The following is a 22823-nucleotide window of genomic DNA, read 5'->3' as shown; positions in this document are numbered from 1 at the left end:
GCGACCGTTGATTTTTTAGTCCCTATCACGGTTATTATCATACAATTGACATGACGCCAGCGCCAAATCAATCCTATGGTCCCAACAGGCGAATGGCGGCGATTGGTTTCGCCGCTCTAGTTTTTAGCTCACGCGCCGCCGGAGGGCCGGCCCCGATGGCTCGCCGAATCGGCGGCGGCGGCGGCGGCCAAAGGGTGTTTTCTGGCGCCCTTGCCAAGCGCGATGAAGTCATCGCCGCTTGGAATAAGATGCCCCTATTGCGTAGGGCAGGTCGCGTCTCCTTCGTCCGAAGCCAGCTTGACGCCGGAATAGCTGAGCGACAAGGGCTGCTCGCTGCTGAGGGAGAACGGCACCCCGACCTTGGAGACATCGACACCCGCCGCCACGAAGCAGTCGAGCGTGATCTTCAGCGTTGCCCACTGGCCGGTAGGCGCTGTCAGGACCGAGGAGATGTCGACCGCGTGTTCATCGCCCAACCCGGTTCCCATGGCCATATAGACCGGACCGGTCACGGCTGCGTCGAGGCGATAGCTGAGGGCCACCGCCATCTTGCCGGTGGTCTGACGGCTGAGATCGACCGCGTCACCGACAAAGGCCGCTTCGCCACGCCCCTGGCCGGTAAAGACCAGCGACCGGCCGGCTTCCTGTTTGCCGGCGTCGACGGCGTTCTGCATGACCACGCCGCCCGGGCTCGAGAAACTGCCCTGGTCGCCGCTGGTCGCGCCCTGGCCATCGATCAGGTTGAGTTGCCACGGCGCCTTGACGCGACCGGCGGCGAAATAGGTGTCGACATTGACCACGGCTTCGCTGCTCAGGCCGGAATCTTCCGACAACTGCGGCACATCGCCGATATCGGCATAGGTCAGGCCGTAACCGTATGGGAATTGCGGGTCATAGTCGGGCGTGCCGATATTGAGCGGACCCTGGTTGGCGCGCTTGGGCCATGAGAAGGTCAGCTTGCCGTGGAAGTCGTTGCGCACGCGCTTGTCGGCGTCACCGACGATGACATCGGCGATACCGCCGCCTTCGGTTCCGGGCAGCCAGGCCTCGACAAAGGCGTCCGAGGCATTGATCTCGGGGTTGGTCCACAGCGGGCGGCCCGACAGGAAGACCGTCACGACGGGGATGCCCTGGCGCTTCAGCTTGGTGATCAGGGCCAGGTCGGAACGTTCGCCGGTCTGGTAGTCGAGATTGGCGCGATCGCCCTGGAACTCGGCATAGGGATCCTCACCGATCACCACCACCGCGACGTCGGGCTTTTCCTTGTAGACGCCATCAACGCTCAGCGACGCAATGCCGCCGTAGTTTTCGGCGGCTTCGGCAATGCCTTCCCAGATCGACTGGCCATTGGGGAAGTCGGAGCGCGTATTGCCTGTCCCTTGCCAGGTGATGGTCCAGCCGCCGGCCTGCTTGCCGATATCGTCGGCGCCCGAACCGGTGACCAGGATATGCGACGACCCGCGCAGCGGCAGGGTATGGTTTTCGTTCTTGATCAGGACCAGCGATTCCCGCACGGCCTGACGCGCCACCGCGCGGTGTTCAGGCGAACCGAGATTTTCCCAATGGCCGGCCAGGGCACGGTCTTTCGGAGCGCCCAGTTCGAACAGGCCGCCCTTGATCTTGGCGCGCAGGATGCGGCGAACGGCGTCGTCGAGGCGCGACATCGGAATCTTGCCCGCCTTGACCTCGGCCAGCAGGTTTTCATAAACCGGCTTCCAGCTGTCGGGCGCCATAAACATGTCAATGCCGGCATTCATGGCCTGCGGACAGTCGTCGGTTTCGCAGCCCGTAAGCTGGCGGTGGGCATTCCAGTCGGTGATGGTGAAGCCATCGAAATGCATGCGCTGCTTCAGGGCACCGGTAATGATGTGCTTGTTGCCCGCCATCTTCTCGCCGTTCCACGACGAGAATGAGATCATGACCGACAGCACGCCGGCGCGGATTGCCGGCGGATAGCCGGCGCCATGGATGCGCGCCAGATCGGCTTCGGTCATCTCGGCGTCGCCCTGGTCCTTGCCGTCCTTTGTGCCGCCGTCGCCGAGAAAATGCTTGGCGGTCGACATGATATGGCCGGGCTTGACGCCGTCATGGCCGGCGCCGACGCCTTGCAGACCCTCGACCATCATGCCGGAATAGGACGCGACGTCGCCGGGATTTTCGGAATAGGATTCGTAGGACCGGCCCCAGCGCTTGTCGCGCGATACGGCGACCGTCGGCGCGAAGGTCCAGTCGACTCCGGCCAGCGCCATTTCGTCGGCCGTAACCTCACCGATGCGACGGATCAGCTCGGGGTCGTGCATGGCGCCCAGGCCGACATTGTGCGGGAAGATGACCGCGCCGACCAGGTTTGAGTGGCCGTGCACGGCGTCGATGCCGAACAGCAACGGAATCGGCGCATTGGTTGGACGATCCAGCGCGGCGCGCCAGTAGTTGTCAGCCAGTTGCAGCCATTGGTCGGGCGTAGCGCGTTCGTTGCCGCCGGGCGAGGAATTGCCGCCGGCCAGGATCGAGCCCAGCGGATAGGTCTTGAGCTCTTCGGGCGTGATGAAATTGATATCGGCCTGGACGGTCTGGCCGACCTTTTCCTCGATCGTCATACGGGCCATGATGTCGCTGATCCGCGCCTCGGTCGCTGCATCGATCAGGCCGGCGTCGCCCAGCTTGGGCCAGGCGGGATCGACCGGAATAATGGCCTGCGCCACAGCCTTGGGCGCCGGCTTGGCTTTTGGCGCTGCCCGGGTAGCCTTGCGGGTCGCCTTGTGCGCAGCCTTCTTTTTCGTTCCGGACCTTTTCGTCACCTTCTTCTTGACGACCTTGTGGGCCGCAGGCTTGGCCTTCTTCGCCCAGGCGGAATCGACGGCAAGCGTAGGTCCGATCAGCGAAAGTGCCAGGCCCACCGCGGCACCCAGCTTGAGCGCGCTCTTGAACGTGAGGTGCGGAATCGTGACAGACATGATGCTCCTTAAGCGCATTTTTCCCAACATTTTTCAGGTTGTTTAGCACGGTCGAAGCACGGAACAAAGCTGCTGTCGATGACGACACGCCAGACTCCGGAGTCAGACTTTACCACGACACCCACGCCCGCATGTTCCAGATGGTCATAATACCGTGTGACGAACCATATGATAATACGGACTTTTTGTATGACTATTGACAGCGCTATCACCCGTCGTCAAGCGCGCTCGCTTTTTTGACGCAAGGTCGAAATCGCGCTGTGACAGGCGTTGAAGGTGCCAAACAGCTGAACATAAAAGAAAAATATTTTTGGTTTTATTATTTATTTGACAGCGTTGTCAGTTTGCGGCTATAGATGGCCCTACCCTGTTTCCCGCTGCGTTTCATGACGTATCGGGTTTGTGTTTAAGACCGCTGGCTGACGTTCGGACTTCTTTCCCTTTTTCACTGTCCGGGTGTTATGTGGTTTTAAAGCGCCTTCTTAAATGTGGCATTATTTGGAAGGCACTGGCCTTTAATCCCGACGGTTCCTTTTTGGATCCGTCGGGTTTTTTTTGATCTCGACCTGGGTCATTTCGACAGCGCTGCCCGCGTTTTACCGGCCCTGACAGTGGAATTTTTCAACACGAACCACACGAAAAAAGGGAAAAGCACGAACGGAAGCACGCTGGTCGTTCCTCGCCCGAAGGGCAATCATTCGCAAAGTGGCATGGAGGAATTGAGGCGCTTCGCGCGGGCGTATCGGTAACTCCCGTTCGTGCTTTTCTCTTTTTTCGTGCTTTTCGTGATCCAAGATTCCACAGCCGAAGACGTGCATCCACCGACTTGCGCTGGCGGAAAATCAGCGCGCGATCGCCGACTTGCGCGTGATGAGCTCGAACGGCAGCAGGCGGCTGGTTTGGCCCAGGTGCGCGCCATCGTCGTCGCCATTGGCGCGGACCAACAGGATGTCCGCCGCCTCATGCGCCAGGTCCTCGATCGGCTGGCGGATCGTCGTCAGATGCGGCCAGATCAAGGTCGAGCCGGGCGTGTCGTCGAAACCGACGATCGACACGTCTTCAGGAACTTTCAAACCGATTTGCTGGGCATGGGCCATCATGCCGAACGCCATGACGTCGTTGGAGGCAAATACGGCCGTCGGGCGACGGGTGCCGGCAAACAGCGCCTTGGCGGCATCGACACCCGAATCGAAGGTGAAATAGCCCTGTTTGACCCATTCGGCGCGCGGTTCCAGCCCGGCCTCGCGCATCGCCTTGACGAAGCCTTCGTAACGCAGGTGCGACGCCCCATGTTCGGGATGGCCCAGCACGAAGCCGATGTCGGTATGACCGAGTTTCAGCAGATGATCGGTCATCTCGAAGGCAGCGCGGGTATCGTCCATGCGTACACAGGCCGACCGGCCTGGATACAGGAATGGCGCCACGCGGACATAGGGCACACCCGCCGCCTCAACCGTCTGCAGAACCACCGCCATGTCGCATAGCGGCGGGGTCAGAATCACCCCGTCGAGGCGTATCGTCGCCAGGAGTCCGGCGATCGAGCGTTCCAGATCGGGGGCATGGCTGTCCTGCGGTTCGGCCAGCAGGTGATAGCCGCTGCGCCGACAGCGTTTGATGGCGCCCATCTGCAGGTCGTAGACATAGGATGGCACCGGATTGTCATAGAACAGGCCGATCAGGAAGCTGCGCGACCCGGCCAGCGACCGGGCCAGCAGGTTCGGCCGGTAATGCAGCAGGTTGGCGGCTTCCTTGACCTTGGCGCGCGTCTCGTCGCGCACATTCGGCTCGTCGTTCATGACGCGCGATACGGTCTTGATCGATACGCCAGCCAGCCGCGCCACGTCATTGATGGTCGACACCGTGTTGGGCGCGGTGCCAGGTGGCGGAACTTTTGTCAGCGTGGCCAAGCGGGGAGTGTCCTGCGTTGTCGGGACATCACATGAGTGTGTTATTGCGCAGCATTCCCCGCCATTGACAGCTTTGTCAACCCTGGCGTTGTCTGGCCTATCGCGTTTTCGGGCCTGCCTTAGGTCTTACCAAAGGTCGCAACCGCCTCGGCGGCCAGGCGGGCAATCTCGTCCCAATTGCCTTCATTCATGGCCTTGGCCGGCGCGACCCAAGAACCGCCGACGCACAGGACATTGTCCAGCGCCAGGAAATCGCCGGCATTTTTCGCGTCGATACCGCCGGTCGGGCAGAACTTGACCTGGGGCAGAGGGCCGCCGATGCCCTTCAGATAGGGCACGCCGCCGGCCGGAACCGCCGGGAAGAATTTCAGGTGCGTAAAGCCCCACTCCATTGCCTTCATCACTTCCGAAGAGGTCGCGACACCCGGCAGCAGCGGGCAGGCATCCTGTTGCGCCAGGGTCTTGGTAAGGCCCGGCGAAACGAGGAACTTCGCACCGGCCTTGGCGGCTTTTTCGGCATCCTTCGGCGTCAGCACCGTTCCGGCGCCGACCACGGCGTCAGGACGTTCCTTCGAGATCAGCTTGATGGCCTCGAGCGCGCAATCGGTGCGCAGGGTGATTTCCAGCACGCGGATGCCGCCCTTCAGCAGGGCGTCGGCCAACGGCAGGGCCTGGTCGAGCGTCGGAATCACCATCACCGGCAGCACTGGGCCCATGGTCATGTATTTCGGAATATCGGGATGGGTCGTCATGGCTGTTATCCTTATCTTGAAACGACGGCGGCGCAGCCGACGTCATGTAAAGGGCATCCACAGATTTCACCGATTACACAGATATTGCGCTTCGCGCGGGCAGCCGCACCTTCGCCGACAATCTGTGTAATCGGTGTAATCTGTGGATCTCTGTGCTTAATCTACGCAGTTATCTGAACGTCAGTCAGCGCATTGGCCGAGCCTAGCAACGCCGCATACGGATGGATGATGATGCGCGACGGAATGGAGGCGACCATGTGCGCCAGCGGCGCCTTGGCCTCCATGCGCGCGCGGAAGCGCAGTTCGTCGATATGCTTGATCAGGCGTGGCGCAATGCCGCCGGCGATGAACATGCCCGACACGGCGCCGTGCGCCAGGGCCAGGTCACCACAGACGCTGGCCATGATGTCGAGAAAGGCTTCGACCGTGTAGCGCGATCCGGTGGCGTCTTCACCATCGAGATGGGTGATCTGGGCCGGGTTCAAGTCGTGGGCCGGTTCGCCACGGATCGATGAGATCGCCATATACAGATTGACCAGGCCGGGCCCGGACAACAGCATCTCGATCGTGACGCGGCCATGTTTTTTGCGCAGAAAACGCAGGATTTCGCTTTCGTAGTCATTGACCGGGGCAAACGACATGTGGCCGCTTTCGGTCGACAGGGCATAGGGCCCAAACTCGCCGCCCACCAGGACCGAGGCGCCGAAGCCGGTGCCTGCGCCCATCACGGCGTGAACATCGCCAAAGCCGGTGCGGACGCTGCCGATCGTCTTGGTGTCGTCGTGCGACAGATGCGGCAGGCAATAGGCCAGGGCCGCATAGTCGTTGATAAGGCGCGCCTTGCGCGCACCCGTCGTCTGGGCCAGCAGATCCTCGCGGACCTCCCAGTCGAGATTGGTGAACTTGATCGCCCCGTTCTTGACCGGCCCGGCCACGGCGACGCAGGCATAGTCGAGTTCGGGTTTTTCGCCGATCATGACGAAATAGGCGTTCAGGGCGTCATAGACGTCCTTATAGTCCGAACATTCCAGCGATTTGAAATGCGCCAAGGTCGTCTTGCCTGCAACGCGTTCGGCAATGGCAAAACGGGCATTGGTGCCGCCGATATCGCCAACCAAACCCCGCAAGGCGCGTGAAGAATGGATGACGGAGCCCGTCTCGAAATGCCCGGTCTTTGAATACGATGTCATATGATTACCAAAAAACCGCACCACCCGCGTCGGCCGGTCCGACCGCCCGGCGCATGTGTGCGAAAAGTTCCCGTCCTACGCCGTTGGCCTCTGCGGGCCTTTGGGCATTCGTTCTGTTCTCGAACTCGGCGGCATCCCCGAGGTAGTCTATCGTCCCTTTTTCGCAGTCGACCCGCAACAGGTCGCCCGTTTTCAGCTTGGCGATCGGCCCGCCGTCCACCGCTTCCGGCGTCAGGTGGATCACGCCCGCAACCTTGCCCGAAGCGCCCGACATGCGGCCATCGCTGACCAGGGCCACCTTGCGTCCGGCGTCGAGATAGCTCGACAGCGACGGAGTCAGGCTGTGCAATTCGGGCATGCCATTGGCTTTTGGCCCCTGGAAACGCACGACGCAAATGAAATCGCTTTCCGGGAGTTGCTTCGCCTTGAAGGCGGCAAGAAAGTCGTCCTGATCGTCGAACACGACGCACGGCGCTTCGATCACCTGATGCTCCGGCTTGACGGCCGACACCTTGGCGACCGCGCGGCCAAGATTGCCCTTGATTTCGCGCAGGCCACCCTCGGGCGAGAACGGATTGGACATGGGCCGCAGCACCGACTCGTCGAGGCTCTTTTCCGGCAGATCGCGCCAGATCAACTGGCCATCGTCGAGGATGGGCTCCTTGGCATAGTGCGCCAGGCCCTGGCCCCATACCGTCTCGACGTCGCCGTGCAGCAGACCGGCGGCCAGCAGTTCGCGAATGACGAAACCGATCCCGCCGGCGGCGTGGAAATGGTTCACATCGGCCGAGCCATTGGGATAGACGCGAGCGAGCAGCGGCACGACGCGCGACAGCTTGTCCATGTCTTCCCAGGTGAGGATCACGCCCGCTGCGCGCGCCATGGCCGGCAGGTGCAGGGCGTGATTGGTCGATCCGCCGGTGGCCAGCAGGCCGACCACACCGTTGACGAAGGCGCGTGCATCCAGCACGTCGGCCAACCTGGCCGGGTTTTTCGAGTTCTCGGCCGTCTTCGCCGCGCGTTCGACGGCGGCGGCCGTCAGGGCATCACGAAGGCCAGTGCCCGGAAAGACAAAGGCGGCGCCCGGCACGTGTAGGCCCATCATTTCCATCAGCATCTGATTGGAATTGGCCGTGCCGTAGAAGGTGCAGGTGCCGGCCGAATGGTACGAGGCCATCTCGGCTTCCAGCAGCTTGTCGCGTCCGACCTGGCCCAGGGCGTACATGGTGCGCACCTTGGCCTTTTCGGGATTGGGCAGGCCCGAGCCCATGGGACCGCTGGGGACGAAGATGATCGGCAGGTGGGCAAAGGACAGCGCCCCCATGACCAGGCCCGGCACGATCTTGTCGCAGATACCCAGCATCAGGGCGGCGTCAAAGGCGTCGTGGCTGAGGGCGATAGCCGTGCCCATGGCGATGACGTCACGCGAAAACAGCGACAGCTCCATGCCCGGGCGGCCCTGGGTCACGCCGTCGCACATGGCCGGCACGCCGCCGGCGACCTGCGAGGTCGCGCCGACCTTGCGCGCCGCCAGACGGATCTTTTCCGGATAGTCATGATAGGGCTGATGGGCCGACAACATGTCGTTGTACGAGGTCACAACGCCGATATTGGGCACGGCGTCCAGCGCCTGCTGCAGTTTTTCATCCGGCGCCGAGGCGGCCACGACGTGGGCATAGTTGGCGCAGGACAGTTTCTTGCGCCTGGGTTCGGACGAGCGATAGCGGTCGGCGCGGCTCATGAACTGGGCGCGCAGGTCTTTCGAGCGCTCGATAATGGCGTTGGTGACTTCGGCGAGGACGGGATGCAGGTGTATCATATCTATGGGGCCCAGACAAAATCGACGGGCGAAGGACATTGCGCCAGGAAAGCGCCGATCGGCGACAGGAACGGATCGGTCGACTGGCTGGCTGTGCGCAGGACCTCCAGCTTGGTCTCGCCGGTGATAAAGAAGAGGATGCGGCGGCTGTTGTTCAGCGCTGGCACGGTCAAGGTGATGCGCGGCAGGGCCGGCTCATGCTCGTTGAGGCTGGCCGCGACCGGAAAAACCAGGCGTTCGGTGTCATAGACCGTGGCATTGACAGGGTGATGCGGGAAGATCGACGCATAGTGGGCATCGGGTCCCATGCCCATCAGGGCGATGTCGAAGACGGGTGCCGCGCCATCGGCCAGTCCGCGCAACCGCGCCTCGGCCTTGGTGGCGCAGGCATCCTGGTCATCGATGTCCTCGATCAGGCTGAGAAAGGTCAGCCCCTCCATCAGGATCGGATCCAGCGCCTCGTTCATCATGCGCGTGTTGGAATTGGCGTCGTCAACGGGAACGAAACGCTCGTCGACCTGGGCCAGGGTAATCTTTTTCCAGTCGAGATCGAGCCGGTTGAGATTTTCATAGATCGGCTTGGGCGTCGTGCCGCCACAACCGATCCACAGCGCTTCGCCACGTTCGGCGACAGCGCCTTGCAGCGCGCCGGCGATGACCCCGGCGACATAGAGGCCGGCCTCAGCCTTGCTGGCAAAGGTATGGACGCGCACCTCGCCACCGCCGGGCGCGGTGCGCGGCGCATTCCAGCGCAGCAGGGAGGCTTCAGGCGCCTCGGAAATGGTGGCCTCAGTCATTGCCAAACCCTAATCATTCCAGGTTCTGCCTTCGTCGCGTTCGATCAGGCGATAACCGCTGACCGGTCCGAAAGTGCCCGCCGGATAGGCCTGGGGCTTCACATTGGCCGTCTTCCAGCTGTCGATAATGCCGTCGACCCACATCCAGGCGGCTTCAACCTCGTCGCGGCGGACGAACTGGGCATTATTGCCGTTCAGCGCGTCGAGGATCAACCGCTCATAGGCAATGCGGCGGCGCGGCGGCTTGTTGCCATTACTGTCGAACGCCTTGATCAGCGACAGCGACAGGTCGAGCGCCTGAAGGTGCATGCCTTCGGCGGTCAGGCCCGGCGCCTTGTTGTTCAGGGTCAGCGAGATGTCTTCGTCGGGCTGCAGTCGGATCAACAGGCGGTTGGCCAGGGCTTCCCTGCCGAAGATCGAATGCGGCAAAGCCTTGAACTGGATGACAATTTCGGTTGAACGCGACGGCAGGCACTTGCCCGTGCGCAGGTAGAAGGGCGTGCCGGCCCAGCGCCAGTTGGCGATCTCGGCCTTGATGGCGACAAAGGTTTCGGTGTTGGACGGCGAACCCTTCTCGGCCTCGTAGCCCAGGACCGGATGGCCATCGGCAAAACCCGGACCATACTGGCCGCGCGCTGTCGTGTCCTTGACCGTTTCCGGCGTGATCGGCTTGAGACTGCGCAGCACCTTGACCTTTTCGTCGCGCAGGGCGTCGGACGACAGGGCCGAAGGCGGCTCCATGGCCAGCAGGCACAGCAGCTGCAACAGGTGGTTTTGCAACATGTCACGGATGGCGCCGTATTCGTCGTAATAGCCGAGACGCTCGCCCACCCCGACGGTCTCGGCGATGGTGATCTGGACGTGGTCGATCGACTGCGAATTCCACAGCGGCTCGAACACCATATTGCCGAAGCGCAGGGCGATCAGGTTCTGCACCGTCTCCTTGCCGAGATAGTGATCGATGCGGAAGGTGCGCGATTCGTCGAAGGCATGGGCGACCGAATCATTGATCACCCTGGACGAGCTGAGGTCGCGGCCGATCGGCTTTTCGATGATGACGCGGTTGGGGGCGCGGTTGAGACTGGCGCGCTCGATATGTTCGCAGATCGGCTTGAACAGCGACGGCGAGACCGAAAGGAAGAAGACGATGTCGAGCTTGTCGATATCACCCAGTTCGGCCTTCAGCTTGCTGCCCCAGTCGTCCTTGGCGGCGTCGAGCGCGACGTGGACGATGCGCTTGCGAAAGCGCGCCAGGGTGCCGGCTTCCAGCGACTCCCCTACCCTTTTAGTAACGGCATTGCCGATACGATCGACACAGACCTCGGTGCCGCAGTCTTCGCGCGCGACCGAAATGATACGCAGGGAGTCACTCAGGAACCCGTCCTGATCCAACATGGCCAATGACGGCCACAGCATGCGCATGGCCAGATCGCCGGTCCCCCCGACGAGCACAAATACCTGTTGACGGCTACCCGCCGCGGCTGAATTTGACGACATGAAAAGTTCGTTTCCTGGACTACATAACCTGCCTGTTGGATCAGGCTTATCGTTTATCCGTTAACACCCTGTCAGCAGGGCGTCCGCGGATAACGTTTATGACAGCGCTGTCATAGCCCCTCTCTTCGGGCAGGTCAATCGTTAATCGGAATCAGCGCCACAAGCCGGGCGCGCACCTGTCCCCTATAGGCCAGAATTCCGTGTCCTGACAAGACAATACCGGCTTGTAAAAGCCAAGACTCACAAGGGCTCGGCATTCAACATGGGAGGGGCGTGCAGGTCGCTTTAAAAAGGCTGGAAACACAACAGGATGCGGTTCCGACTTGCCGGCGAAATAAATCACCCAGGCAATCGAGGAGCACGGCGGCAGTTGCAGTTTCCCGACCGTTCGTGGTGACGGCGCGCGGTCAGGCAGGTGTCACAAAACTGTCATAAAAATAAATCGACTCTTTGCCCATCTCCTGCCAATGAGGCGCCAACGCGCCGCTGGCTGACGGCCAGGCGGGTATTTTCACGAGTCGATCATGTTTGACGCAAGCGCTGAAACACAAAAGCCCAAACCCGCAGCGGGACCGGGCAAACCGCGCAAGACACTTGTCCTGGCATCATCCCTCCTGTTCATCGTGCCTATCCTGCTGGGCCTGATCTATGTCGGCTACAGCGTCCATGAAGACGCCATACAGATAGGCCAGCCGATCGCAATCGGCGCTTTCCTTTTTCTCGGCCTGGCCTTGTTGGTCGCGTTCGGGTTCGAATTCGTCAACGGCTTTCATGATACGGCCAACGCTGTCGCCACGGTTATCTACACCCATTCGATGAAGCCCCTGACCGCGGTGATCTGGTCGGGCGCTTTCAACTTCCTGGGCGTAATGGCCTCTACCGGCGCGGTTGCCTATGGCATCGTCATGTTGCTGCCGGTCGAACTGATTCTCCAGGTCGGGACCGGGGCCGGCTATGCCATGATTTTCGCACTGCTGATCTCGGCGATCATCTGGAATCTCGGCACCTGGGCCTTGGGGATTCCCAATTCCTCCTCTCACGCCCTGATCGGGTCGATCATGGGCGTCGGCGTCGCCAACCAACTGATGACCTCGGCCGTCCACGCCACCTCAGGCATCGACTGGACGCAGGCCGCCAAGGTCGGAAAGGCCCTCATCTTCTCGCCCCTGATCGGCTTTATCGCCGCCGGTACGCTGTTGATCGCCATGAAGCTGCTTATACGTAACCCCAGGCTCTACGAGGCGCCCCAGGGCGAAGCCCCGCCACCGTTGTGGATCCGGGCAACCCTGATCGCCGCCTGCACCGGCGTCTCCTTCGCCCATGGCGGCAATGACGGCCAAAAGGGCATGGGCCTGATCATGATTATCCTGATCGGAGTCGCGCCCGCCACCTACGCGCTGAACCGCAACCTGCCCGATGCCCGGCAGCCGGCCTATATTGCCGCGCTGCAGGCGGGTGAAGCCACCTTCGCCACGCATGCCCAGGGCGCAAGCGTGCCTACACTCGACATCGCGCGCAGCGCGGTGAATGCCGCCGTCCGGGCGCGCAGGATCAACACGCGCGATGTGTTCGGCGCATTGGCCATGATGACCGCGGGAATCGAAAGCCAGATTCATGACCACGGTTCGCTGCGTAATGTTCCCGCCAGCGAGATGTCACAGTTGCGCAACGACATGTATCTGGTCAACGGCGCGGTCGGGATACTGAAGGCGGACAAGACGGCCAGTCCGGAAGCGGACATCAAGTCGCTCGACGGCCTGCAAAAGACGCTCAACGACATGACGCGCTTCATACCGGACTGGGTCAAGGTCGCCACCGCCCTGGCGCTTGGTCTGGGGACCATGGTCGGGTGGCGGCGCATCGTCGTGACCGTCGGCGAAAAGATCGGTAGTTCGAAAATGACCTATGGCCAGGGCGCGGCCGCCGGCCTGGTGGCTGCCGTCACCATTTTTGCCGCTGAACGCCTGGGCCTGCCGGTCTCCACAACACATATCCTGTCGGGCGGCATTGCCGGCACGATGACGGCCAATCGCTCGGGCCTTCAGTGGAATACAATCCGCGGCATCGCCCTGGCCTGGATCCTGACCTTGCCAGCAACCCTTGTCATCGCAGCGCTGCTGTATTTCGGCCTGCGGCAGGTTCTTTAGCAAGCCCATGTCATGTCGATAGAGAGTCCCTTTCAACAGGTCGGCGCCCTGCCCTATCGCGTCTCAACGACCGGCGAGGTCGAAATCCTGCTGGTGACGTCGCGTGGCACCCGACAATGGATCATCCCCAAAGGATGGCCGATGGAAGGCCTGAGCGATCCGGACGCCGCAGCCCGCGAGGCCTACGAAGAGGCCGGCCTTATCGGTGAAATCGAATCCGTTCCGATCGGCGTCTACACCTACGAGAAACAACGCAAGGGCATGGACGTCCTGTCACAGTTTTCCGTCGACGTGTACAGGATGCGGGTCGATCGCCAACTGGCCTACTGGCCGGAGGCCCGTCAACGCACCTTGGTGTGGGTATCACCGGTTCATGCACAATCCATGGTCACCAGTCCTTCCCTCATGGACGTCATCATGGCGAGTTTTTCGTAATTTCGCCTGTTTCAGATTTCAACCATCTGGTTATTGAATTCAAAAACCCGCCCAACTTCGCCAAAAATAACATATTTTTCCAAAACTCCGTAATTTATTGTGAGTTGAATTAATCCGAACACGGATATATTTTGCGTGCCTGTCGTGAAAGTGTTGCGCAATGGAAACTCTCGGACTTCTGGACCTCGCCGGCTTCGTCGCCCTTCTGCTGTGGGGCCTGCACATGTTGCAGGGCGGAGTCATGGAGGCTTGTGGCGCACAGATCCGCCGCGTTCTGCATCACGGCCTGAAGCATCGCCTCATTGCCTTCGCGGCCGGGCTCGGCATCACAACGCTGCTCCAGAGCAGCACGGCGACGGCGCTCATCGCCGCCGGACTCGCTGCGTCAGGAACGCTGGATCTCCTCTCGGGCCTGGCCATCACACTGGGCGGCAATGTCGGCACAACCCTTATCGTACAACTGCTGTCCTTCGACATGTCCGCCTTCACGCCCATTCTTGTTCTCGCCGGCGTGCTGTTTCATCGCTTCGGCCGCACAGACCGGCAGCGTGACCTGGCCAGGGCCGCCATCGGCCTTGGCCTTATGCTGTTCGCCCTGGCGCATATGACGACCCTGCTGACCCATGCCGCGCAAACCGAAGGTTTCCAATCGCTGCTGAACCTGGTTACCGGTGATCTCGTGCTCGCCCTGATTTTGGGCGCAGTACTGGCCTGGACAATGCATTCCAGCATCGCGGTCGTCCTGCTGGTCATGTCCTTCAGCCAGCAGCAACTGATCCCCTTGCCGGTCAGCTTTTCGCTTGTCCTGGGCGCCAACCTGGGCAGCGCCATCAATCCCGTGCTCAATATGCTGTCGCGGAAAAATCCGGCTGCCCTTCGCCTGCCGGTCGGCAACCTGATCAACCGGGTGCTCGGCTGCCTGATCGCGCTCCCGCTCTTGGGTTGGTTTGCCCACATGCCGGGCTTGTCCACACTGACGGCGCATGCCCCCGCCAACTTCCATCTCGTCTTCAATTTGATCATGGCCATGATCAGCCTGCCGTTTCTCAGCTTCAGCGCGCGTCTGCTGCAACGGTATTTCCCCGAGGTGCTGAGTACCGAGGCCGGCGCGCCCATCTATCTCGATCCGTCCCTGGCCACGCAGCCCAACCTTGCCGTTGCGGCGGCCGGGCGAGAGGTCATGCGCATGGCGGATGTCGCCGAAACCATGCTTGTCGGGGTCGCGGCGGCTTTCCAGGGCGCCGGCCAAACCCAGGTCGACGCCATTCGCAGAACCGACGATATTCTGGACAGCCTGAACCGCAGCGTAAAGATGTACCTTACCGCCATTCCGGCGAACCTGTTCACGGACGGCGACAGGCGTAGGTCCGACCAGGTGCTTTACGCGGCGACGACGCTGGAACAGGTCGGCGATATTATCAGCAACAGCCTGGCGCGACGGGCCGGCAAGTTGCTGAAACGGCAGCAATCCTTCTCAACGGAAGCCTGGCAGGATCTGGAACCGATCTTCCGGCGCGTGATCGCCAATGTCCGGCTGACGGCATCGGTGTTCATGACCGGCGACAAGCGATCCCTGAAGACGCTGTTCGATGAAAAACATGCCCTGGAAATTCTGGAGGGAAAGGCGGCGCGCATTCACCTCGATCGGCTCAGGCAGGGCTCGACGGAACGCGTCGAGACGAGCGCCGTTGAAATCGACACGCTGCACGATCTTCGCCAGATCAACGACCATCTTGCGTCCATCGCCCTGTCCATCCTCCGCGGCAAGGAGAAAAAGCACAAGACGTCGTCGAAGGTCCTGGCGAGCAAGGTCGAACCTTCAGACGCCTCGATTCCACAGGAAACAGCTTCCCTGCCTCGAAGTCGAGCCTAAAAGTCCCGACCACTGCACCTTGAGGCCTTGAAAGCCGGGGTCCTCAACCCGTATTGCGCAGGGCACTGGCAATGCCGTTGACGCTCAGCTGCATGGCCAGCTTGACCAGCTTGTGCTGGTTGCCACCGCGCCGGACGGCAAACAGATAGGCCTGCAACCGGTTCAACGTATCGAGCAATGGTCGCGAGCGTTCGATCGAACTGCGCAGGCGTTCCTGGGTCGACAGCAGGGTCGGCGCCTTGCGGATGCGTTTGATCAGGGCGACCGTGTCGTCATATTCGAAGCGTATCTTGTCGAAGATGCGCTTGGCCTCTTCCGGTTCCTTGGCCAGCCCGACATAGAGCGCGGCGATGTCCATATCGGCCTTGGCCAGGGCCATTTCCATATTGGCCAAAAAGACGTCGAAAAAGTCCCAGCCGACCATCTCCTGTAGCACTTCATCGGCGATGCCGACCTCGCGCACCGCCGCCGCAAAGCCGTACCAGCCCGGCAGGACAAAGCGCGATTGCGACCACGAAAACACCCACGGAATCGCCCGCAGGTCCTCGATCTTACCCGAAGCCGTACGCGAAGCCGGCCGCGAACCGATCTTGAGGTCGGAGATTTCCGAAATCGGCGTCACCGAGCGGAAAAAGGCCAGGAAATGCGGATCGTCATAGACCAGGCCGCGATAGGCGGCGAACGACGCGTCGCAGACCTTATCCATCAGGGGCGCGAACTTTTCTTCCAGTTTGGCGTCGTCCGAAGGCTTTAGGTCCTTTTGCTTCGGTGCCGTCGCCAGGTAGGTTGCGGCCGCGAAGCTGTCGAGCGTCTTATGCGCCGTCGTCACATTGCCGAACTTGCGCGCGATCATCTCGCCCTGTTCCGTCACGCGAATCTGGCCGCCGACCGTGCCTTCCGGCTGGGCCAGGATGGCGTTGAAGGCCGGTCCACCACCGCGGCCGACGGAACCGCCACGACCATGGAACAGGCGAAGCTGGACCTTGGCCTTGTCGCAGACCGCCTTGACCGCCTTGGAACCCTTATGCAGGTGCCAGCGCGACGCCGTATAGCCGCCATCCTTGTTCGAGTCGGAATAGCCCAGCATCACTTCCTGGATGGCCGGCCGGCCCATCAGCGAGCGCACGGCGAAATTGCCCAGCCACTTCTTCATGATCTCGGGCGCCGCTTCCAGGTCGCCAATGGTTTCGAACAGCGGCGAGATCTTGATCATGGTGTGCGGCTGGGTCCCGCCGCGCACCAGGCCGGCCTGTTTCAGTAGGACCAGGGGCTCCAGGATATCGGAGACCGACGCCGCCTTCGAGATGATATAGGCACCGAACGCCTCTGGTCCGAAGGCCTTGATCAGTTGCGCCGCCGCGTCAACGATACGCAGTTCCTTGCGCGTCTCGTCGGAATATTTGGCGAATTCCCAACGTAGCATACGATCGGTCGTCAGTTCGGCGAACAGCAGCGAACAACGCTCGCTTTCCGACATGCCGAGATAGTCAACCAATTCCGACGACTGGGTGTAAAGTTCGGCGATGACGCGCTCGTGCACGTCGGAATTTTGCCGCAGATCCAGCGCCATCAGATGGAAGCCGCACGACCGGGCGATGCGGATCAGGGTTTTCAGCGTTCGCCCGATCATCCGGCGGCCACCATGACCGGTCAGGCTGTCGCGTATAATTCGCAGTTCGCGGGCAAAGGCGTCGCAGGTCTCGTAGGGCGGTGCGGCGGAAGCTCCGTTGACGACCGCCTCGCCCAGGGTTTTGGCACGCGTATGGGCCAGGCGCAGCTTGATGTGCGACAGGGCGCGACGGTAGGGCTCGTCGATACGGTGGATGTCGGTGCTCAGCGACTTGCGCGCCAGATCGTTCAGCGCCTCGGTCACCTCGGTCACCTCGTCGGAAACGGTCAGTTCGGTGTCGAGCTTGTCCAGTTGCTGGGCGTAGAAGGCAAAGGCGACCTTGGCCTGTTCCTTGAAGGCGTAGTTGAGCGTGACATCGTCGACATGCGGGTGACCGTCGCGGTCGCCGCCGATCCACGACCCCAGCTTCAAGATATTGGGCAGGGCGCCGTCGTGGGGAATGTCGCGGCCCCATTCGTTGTACAGCGTCACCAGGGCGGGCAGGATCGAACGCTTAACCACGCCCAGAAGGTTGTTGATCTCGTCCTGGACGGTGATCCGTTCCGGCCGGTTGAGGCGGGTCCCCCACAGCAGCGACACGGCGCGGTACAGGTCGTCCTCTATCTGGGCGCGCTCGGACGGATTGGTCACCTTCTCATATTGCTGCAGCAGGGTGGCGATCTCGTATTCGCGTTCGACCACGCTGGCCCGGCGCATTTCGGTCGGGTGGGCGGTAAAGACGGGAGAGGCCAGCAGGCCCTTGAGCACGCCTTCGATCTCGGCGTCGGCCAGGCCTTCCTGGACGGTCGAACGCACGGCATTGGCCAGGCTGATCGGCTGGATAGAGCCGTCGAAGCTTTTGAAGGTATCGATCTGGCCCAGTTGCGATACGTCTTCGGTGATCACCTGCAAAGCCGACTGGCAGGTCAGGATGCGTGCGGCATGGGCGGCATCGGATTCGCTCAAGGTCGAGAAATCGAAATCCGCGTGCGTCAGAGCTTCGATCTTGTCGAGAACAGCGCCACGCCCTTGGTCCGTAACGGCTTCATTGAGATAGCCTTCCAGCATGGCGGCGTTCTGGCGGACGTGGTCGATCACGGTATCGGTCATGGCTGATAAGCCTTCAAAAAGTTGCACTGCCCCGCGTCCGTGATGTGGCTGGTCCGGACGAATTTTTTATAATCGGCAAGCTTAGCGTGATTTTGCTGCAGCGCAAGAAAGCAAATTGACTCTTCAAAAATTGTTAGCGTTATCAATAAATAATTCAATAGCTTACGATGACAATTATTGTTGTAGCAGATGCAACAAATTGGCGCGCAAATGGGCCGACGGCGGCTATCAGACCAGTTCGCCCACCGCCAGGGCTTCACAGATCGATTTCGTCCTGTCATCGACCGGAAAGGCGCAGTCGATGCGCAGATCGTCGAGCGTGACGCTGAGCGGCGCGGCAAAGGTGGTAATGGTCTCGAAGAAGCGCAGTGGGCCGGCGGGGCTTCGGAAATCGATCGTCAGTACCGGTTTTGCATCGCTGCCAAAGTTCGGATGGCGCCATTCGCGCGGTACGTCGGGATAGGTCAGCACCTCTTCCAGAAGCGCCCGTGCCGTCAGGTTGCCGGGTGCGGCGGCCAGTTCATCCTGCAGCCGGCGCAGGAACCAGGCCGCGACCTCGTCCCAGTTGGCGATAATGGGACGCAGGTCCTCCGGATCGAACACCTGGCGCAGCAGGTTGGCGTGTTTGGGCGGGCGGCCCTGGTTGATGAAGCCACCAACACGCGCCGCGCTTTCATTGGTGTCGAGCACATCGAACTGGCGATTGAGCAGAAAGGCCGGATAGGGATTCTGATGCTTGAGGATCAGCGCGACGGCGTCATGCATGCGGAGCAGTTCCGGAGAGGTCAGGTCGCTCTCCTGATGCTGGGGCGCGTAACCCGCCGCCAGCAGCAGTGCATTGCGTTCGCGCAGCGAGACGCTGAGCGCGTCGGCAAAACGGCCCACGGCCTCACGCGACGGCTGCGCCTTCCCCTTTTCGACAAAGCCCAGGTGGCGTGCCGACATGCCGCATTCCAGCGCCATGTCGAACTGGCTCATGCGCCGAATGGCGCGCCATTCGCGCAGCAGGAGGCCGATGGGCGGATAGTCTTCGCTGGCGGCTGGTGACGTCACGTGGCGGCTCTTTCGGTGAAGGGGAGCAGAATGGCTGACTTAGCACTGAACGCAACGACCTGCGAGGTAGTTGAACTGCGCTTGTCGGAATGCGATCTGAATGGATCGATCATGGGAGAGACGTGACATGAAAATCATCGCTATGTGTGCAACCCTGTTGTGTGCGGTTCCCGCAGCGGCCGGTGCGCAGACAATCGATCCACAACACCAGGCGCTCGCGTCATTGGCCGGCACATGGACCGTCAAGCAGTCGCTGTGGCTCGGCGACGCTCAGTCCCCAAAGATCGACACAGGCACCGCCGATTTTGCCGTCGTGCTGAAGCGGCAGCTGCGGCAGTCGTTGCATATCGCTGATGGCACGGACTTTGAAGGCCTGGGCTATATCGGTTACGATAATGGTTCGGCGCAGTATTTCACCACCTGGATGGACGTCAATTTTCCGGGCATAGTGGTGGCCTACGGCGCCTATGACGACGCCTCGAAGACCTATGTTTTCCGCGGCACCATGGCGGCATCGACGCCGGGCGAAGCCGGCATTCCGGTCAGGGAGGTGATGACCGTCACCGACGCGCGCCACTTCCGCTACGACTATTATGAAACGCGTGGCGGAAAAGAGTCGCTGACCGTCCGGCTCGACTATACGCGTAGCGAATAGCCGCAAAGAGCTCGGTGCCAAATCTTAACGCTTCGAGTGTAAGCTTAGTCATTCAAGACAGCTTAAGAGACTGTTTTGAAAATTCGTAAGGCTGAGGCGAAAAGGGCTGGTTTCGAGAACCGGAGCGGAGCGTACTCAAGTACGTGAGCACCGGAAGCGCAGAAAACGGCCCTTTGCAGACCAGCCTGGCGGATTTGCAAACAGTCTCTAAGAAAATAAGCGAGGATGCCATGGCCAAAGCGACCCTTCACCGCCACCAGCGCGTTTTTGTCGAGCCTGTCGGCACCTGGGCGGTGATCGACAAGGTCAATCCGGTCTGGGTCAAGGGCTTCGATGAGCCCGTCAAGGTGACCTATGACTGCGGCCTGGGACGCGACTTCGCCGCCGATGAACTGATCCCTGAAAGCGAGGCCGAGGCCAAGGACAGCGATCTGGGCAACTGGCGGCTGATGCGCGCGCGCAACAAGTGGCAGAGCCCGGACGAAAGCCGCAACCATCCCTTTCCCGGCACCTATCCGATCGTCGTCACCGACATCAACGACTGGGGCGGCTGGCGCGTGCCCGGCGCCGAATATGAGCGCGACCCGGCCCTGATCGAGATGCAGGCCCGCCTGATCGCCGCGGCCCCGCGCCTGCTGAAACTGGCCAAGGATCTGCGCGAATATGCCCGCGATAACGGCGCCGATATCGACGACGACCTGATGAAACTGGCCAAGCGCGCCGAACAACTGCGCAAGGCGGTCGAAACCGACGTCGAGGCCGCTACGCGCGATTAATACCAACCTGCACAGATACTGACCCACAAGGTGCAGGTTGGTATTCGCATTTTTTCAGCTCAAACGCCGCATGGCTCCTCGCATAAGCTCGGGCGGGCGGTCGCCCTTGCCAAGCGCGATGAGTCAGTGTCATCGCAGCTTGGAGCCGCTGTCAACGCTTTGGTGGCGCTTCGACGCCGGAAAAAGCCAGCACCTGATCCGGCAGCCGTGCGCCTTGAACCTGAATGGCCGCGACGGCGGCGTTCAATTCGGCTATTTCGGACGGCGTGAAACGCACCGAAGCCGCACCGGTATTTTCTAGCATATGCGCCATCTGGGTGGTGCCTGGAATAGGCACGATCCATGGCCGTTGCGCCAATAACCAGGCCAGGGCGATCTGAGCTGGTGTCGCCTGCTTGCGTTCGGCCCAGGCTTTCACAAGCGCGACCAGACCGAGGTTGTGCGAAAGGTTTTCGGGCGCGAATCTTCCCTCAACCTTGCGAATATCGCCGTCGGCGAAGCGCGTATTGGCGTCGATAGCGCCGGTGAGAAAGCCTACCCCCAAGGGGCTCCACGGCACGAATCCGATGCCCAGTTCCTCGCACAGGGAAAGGACGACATCCTCCGGTCCGCGCCACAGCATCGAATATTCGTTTTGTACGGCCGTGACGGGCTGTTCGGCATGGGCCCGCCGCAGCGTATTTGGCCCCATTTCACACAGTCCCCAGTGCAGAACCTTGCCTTCCTTCATCAGGTCACCAACCATGCCGGCAACGTCTTCAATCGGCACCTGCGGATCGACACGGTGCTGGTAGAGCAGGTCGATACGGTCGGTCCGCAGGCGCTTCAGCATCCCCTCCACGGCCAACCGGATATGGGCAGGTTGGCTGTTGAGACCTGGCCTCCGTTCGCCGGTTTCGAGATCGATATTCCAGCCGAACTTCGAGGTGATCGCCACCTTGTCGCGGAACGGCTGAACGCCCTCTCCGAGGATCCGTTCAACCTCATGCGGACCATAGGCCTCCGCCGCGTCGAAAAAGGTGACGCCATGATCGAAAGCTGTGCGAATGATGGTGAGCATCTCGGGCCGGTTCGGAATCGTCGTCTGATAGGTACGGCTCATATTCTGGACGCCGATGCCAACCGACGACACCTCCAGCCTGCCCAGCCGGCGCCGGGTGTCGGCCGTGAGCACGGGTTGCGACGCGGAGCCGGTACCGGCTGGTTTATTGGCGCCTTCCGCAGCCGTTGCGGTTCCCGCGGCCAGTAGAGGCGTGGCAGCAGCAATGGCGGCGCCGGAAAACAGCATCTGCCTGCGATCGAACGATTTCGGTTGTTCAGTTTTCGGTGAGGGGCGGGACATGGGCGTAGCCTTCCATCAGATAAGCGTTTTCAGATGTCGAGCTTGCGCTCGCTCATCCATTTGACGATTTCGGGGTCACGGTGGGAGAAGAAGCTGCTGGTCCTGGTGTCCAGAGTTGCGATGCGCGCCATGTCCGACTCGTCGAGCCGAAAGTCGAAAACGGCCAGGTTTTCGGCCATGCGTTCCTTGCGAACGGACTTAGCCAGCGCCACGATCCCGCGCTGAACCAGCCAGCGCAGGACAACCTGCCCCACGGACTTTGCGTGCTTTGCGGCGATTTCGAGCAGCAAGGCGTTCTGGAAAAGGCCGTTGCGGCCCTCGGCAAACGGCGCCCAGGCCTGGGCCTGGACCCCGATCGACGTCATGAAGTCCACACTATCGGTTTGCTGCTGAAACGGATTGACCTCGACCTGGTTGACGGCAGGCGCCACCTCATTGAACGCCTTGATGTCCATCAAGCGATCGGGATGGAAGTTGCTCACGCCGATGGCGCGCAGCTTGCCGGCTTTATAAGCCTCCTCCATGGCACGCCAAGAACCGTGCACATCGCTGAACGGCTGGTGGATCAGATACATGTCCAGGTAATCGAGTTGCAGGCGCCGCAGCGACTCATCGATGGCTCGCCGGGTCTTGTCGTAACCGGCATCCTGAATCCATAGCTTGGTCGTGACGAACAGCTCGCCCCGCGCGATACCGCTATTGCGAATACCGCTGCCCACCGCCCCCTCATTGAGATACGAAGCCGCCGTATCGATCAGGCGATAGCCGGTTTCGATCGCATCGATGACGCAGCGCTCACAGTCTTTCGCATCGGCAATCTGAAACACCCCGAAGCCCAGGGCCGGCATGGTCAGGCCGTTGTTCAGGGTTACAATTTGCATCGTCATGCACCTTTCGGAAATATGGC

Annotated in this window: 16 protein-coding genes; 5 read left to right on the top strand and 11 right to left on the bottom strand. The window is 61.2% G+C overall.

What is annotated here, in order from left to right:
- Window positions 1-254: 254 nt before the first annotated feature.
- The 7 genes from AC1DXO_RS03070 to zwf all read right to left on the bottom strand — a co-directional run bounded on the left by AC1DXO_RS03070 (window position 255) and on the right by zwf (window position 10916).
- Window positions 255-2954: a glycoside hydrolase family 3 protein gene (locus AC1DXO_RS03070; RefSeq protein ID WP_476976614.1), complete on the bottom strand. Its 2700-nt coding sequence runs from the start codon at window positions 2952-2954 to the stop codon at window positions 255-257.
- A gap of 842 nt (window positions 2955-3796) precedes the next feature.
- On the bottom strand, window positions 3797-4861 hold the full coding sequence (locus AC1DXO_RS03065; protein ID WP_476976613.1) for a LacI family DNA-binding transcriptional regulator: 1065 nt from the start codon (window positions 4859-4861) through the stop codon (window positions 3797-3799).
- A gap of 119 nt (window positions 4862-4980) precedes the next feature.
- The gene (gene eda, locus AC1DXO_RS03060; protein ID WP_476976612.1) at window positions 4981-5613 is read right to left on the bottom strand and encodes a bifunctional 4-hydroxy-2-oxoglutarate aldolase/2-dehydro-3-deoxy-phosphogluconate aldolase; all 633 of its coding nucleotides are present in this window, start codon (window positions 5611-5613) and stop codon (window positions 4981-4983) included.
- A 161-nt stretch (window positions 5614-5774) separates the two neighbouring features.
- Window positions 5775-6803, bottom strand: coding sequence for a glucokinase (gene glk, locus AC1DXO_RS03055; RefSeq protein ID WP_476976611.1), 1029 nt, complete (start codon window positions 6801-6803; stop codon window positions 5775-5777).
- Between the two features lie 4 nt (window positions 6804-6807).
- Window positions 6808-8622, bottom strand: coding sequence for a phosphogluconate dehydratase (gene edd, locus AC1DXO_RS03050; protein ID WP_476976610.1), 1815 nt, complete (start codon window positions 8620-8622; stop codon window positions 6808-6810).
- Window positions 8623-8624: 2 nt separating this feature from the next.
- Window positions 8625-9419, bottom strand: coding sequence for a 6-phosphogluconolactonase (pgl, locus tag AC1DXO_RS03045; RefSeq protein WP_476976609.1), 795 nt, complete (start codon window positions 9417-9419; stop codon window positions 8625-8627).
- A gap of 9 nt (window positions 9420-9428) precedes the next feature.
- Window positions 9429-10916: a glucose-6-phosphate dehydrogenase gene (zwf, locus tag AC1DXO_RS03040; protein WP_476976608.1), complete on the bottom strand. Its 1488-nt coding sequence runs from the start codon at window positions 10914-10916 to the stop codon at window positions 9429-9431.
- Between the two features lie 524 nt (window positions 10917-11440).
- Between zwf and AC1DXO_RS03035 the strand changes: the two genes are divergently transcribed.
- From AC1DXO_RS03035 to AC1DXO_RS03025, 3 genes are all read left to right on the top strand, one after another.
- Window positions 11441-13063: an inorganic phosphate transporter gene (locus AC1DXO_RS03035; protein ID WP_476976607.1), complete on the top strand. Its 1623-nt coding sequence runs from the start codon at window positions 11441-11443 to the stop codon at window positions 13061-13063.
- Window positions 13064-13075: 12 nt separating this feature from the next.
- Window positions 13076-13498, top strand: coding sequence for an NUDIX hydrolase (locus AC1DXO_RS03030; protein ID WP_476976606.1), 423 nt, complete (start codon window positions 13076-13078; stop codon window positions 13496-13498).
- 160 nt (window positions 13499-13658) lie between these two features.
- Window positions 13659-15371, top strand: a complete 1713-nt coding sequence (locus AC1DXO_RS03025; protein ID WP_476976605.1) for a Na/Pi cotransporter family protein — start codon at window positions 13659-13661, stop codon at window positions 15369-15371.
- Between the two features lie 43 nt (window positions 15372-15414).
- On the opposite strand, the gene ppc is transcribed toward AC1DXO_RS03025, so the two are convergent.
- Entirely contained in the window at window positions 15415-18090 is a 2676-nt protein-coding gene (gene ppc, locus AC1DXO_RS03020) for a phosphoenolpyruvate carboxylase (protein WP_476976604.1), read from the bottom strand.
- A gap of 228 nt (window positions 18091-18318) precedes the next feature.
- Window positions 18319-19143 (bottom strand): helix-turn-helix domain-containing protein, encoded by an 825-nt coding sequence (locus tag AC1DXO_RS03015; RefSeq protein ID WP_476976603.1) that lies wholly within the window; start codon window positions 19141-19143, stop codon window positions 18319-18321.
- Window positions 19144-19270: 127 nt separating this feature from the next.
- Here AC1DXO_RS03015 and AC1DXO_RS03010 point away from each other — a divergent pair, with 127 nt between their 5' ends.
- Together AC1DXO_RS03010 and AC1DXO_RS03005 are read left to right on the top strand one after the other, a co-directional pair.
- Window positions 19271-19798, top strand: coding sequence for a DUF1579 family protein (locus AC1DXO_RS03010; RefSeq protein WP_476976602.1), 528 nt, complete (start codon window positions 19271-19273; stop codon window positions 19796-19798).
- A 230-nt stretch (window positions 19799-20028) separates the two neighbouring features.
- Window positions 20029-20574 (top strand): hypothetical protein, encoded by a 546-nt coding sequence (locus AC1DXO_RS03005; RefSeq protein ID WP_476976601.1) that lies wholly within the window; start codon window positions 20029-20031, stop codon window positions 20572-20574.
- 151 nt (window positions 20575-20725) lie between these two features.
- Here AC1DXO_RS03005 and AC1DXO_RS03000 read toward each other — a convergent pair whose 3' ends face one another.
- Window positions 20726-21916, bottom strand: coding sequence for an aldo/keto reductase (locus AC1DXO_RS03000; RefSeq protein WP_476976600.1), 1191 nt, complete (start codon window positions 21914-21916; stop codon window positions 20726-20728).
- A 29-nt stretch (window positions 21917-21945) separates the two neighbouring features.
- The gene (locus tag AC1DXO_RS02995; protein ID WP_476976599.1) at window positions 21946-22803 is read right to left on the bottom strand and encodes an aldo/keto reductase; all 858 of its coding nucleotides are present in this window, start codon (window positions 22801-22803) and stop codon (window positions 21946-21948) included.
- Between the last annotated feature and the right edge of the window lie 20 nt (window positions 22804-22823).

Source organism: Asticcacaulis sp. P2_C5, assembly GCF_056404555.1.
Note: the sequence above shows the minus strand (reverse complement) of the source record. Positions and strands in the feature narration are given on the sequence as shown.

Excerpts from the sequence above, each read along its gene's own strand:
- AC1DXO_RS03030 (WP_476976606.1), top strand. The coding sequence starts at position 13,076 with ATGTCGATAGAGAGTCCCTTTCAACAGGTCGGCGCCCTGCCCTATCGC.
- AC1DXO_RS03010 (WP_476976602.1), top strand. The coding sequence starts at position 19,271 with ATGAAAATCATCGCTATGTGTGCAACCCTGTTGTGTGCGGTTCCCGCA.
- pgl (WP_476976609.1), bottom strand. The coding sequence starts at position 9,419 with ATGACTGAGGCCACCATTTCCGAGGCGCCTGAAGCCTCCCTGCTGCGC.
- zwf (WP_476976608.1), bottom strand. The coding sequence starts at position 10,916 with ATGTCGTCAAATTCAGCCGCGGCGGGTAGCCGTCAACAGGTATTTGTG.
- ppc (WP_476976604.1), bottom strand. The coding sequence starts at position 18,090 with ATGACCGATACCGTGATCGACCACGTCCGCCAGAACGCCGCCATGCTG.
- AC1DXO_RS03070 (WP_476976614.1), bottom strand. The coding sequence starts at position 2,954 with ATGTCTGTCACGATTCCGCACCTCACGTTCAAGAGCGCGCTCAAGCTG.
- AC1DXO_RS03005 (WP_476976601.1), top strand. The coding sequence starts at position 20,029 with ATGGCCAAAGCGACCCTTCACCGCCACCAGCGCGTTTTTGTCGAGCCT.
- AC1DXO_RS03000 (WP_476976600.1), bottom strand. The coding sequence starts at position 21,916 with ATGTCCCGCCCCTCACCGAAAACTGAACAACCGAAATCGTTCGATCGC.
- glk (WP_476976611.1), bottom strand. The coding sequence starts at position 6,803 with ATGACATCGTATTCAAAGACCGGGCATTTCGAGACGGGCTCCGTCATC.
- AC1DXO_RS02995 (WP_476976599.1), bottom strand. The coding sequence starts at position 22,803 with ATGACGATGCAAATTGTAACCCTGAACAACGGCCTGACCATGCCGGCC.
- AC1DXO_RS03035 (WP_476976607.1), top strand. The coding sequence starts at position 11,441 with ATGTTTGACGCAAGCGCTGAAACACAAAAGCCCAAACCCGCAGCGGGA.
- edd (WP_476976610.1), bottom strand. The coding sequence starts at position 8,622 with ATGATACACCTGCATCCCGTCCTCGCCGAAGTCACCAACGCCATTATC.
- eda (WP_476976612.1), bottom strand. The coding sequence starts at position 5,613 with ATGACGACCCATCCCGATATTCCGAAATACATGACCATGGGCCCAGTG.
- AC1DXO_RS03025 (WP_476976605.1), top strand. The coding sequence starts at position 13,659 with ATGGAAACTCTCGGACTTCTGGACCTCGCCGGCTTCGTCGCCCTTCTG.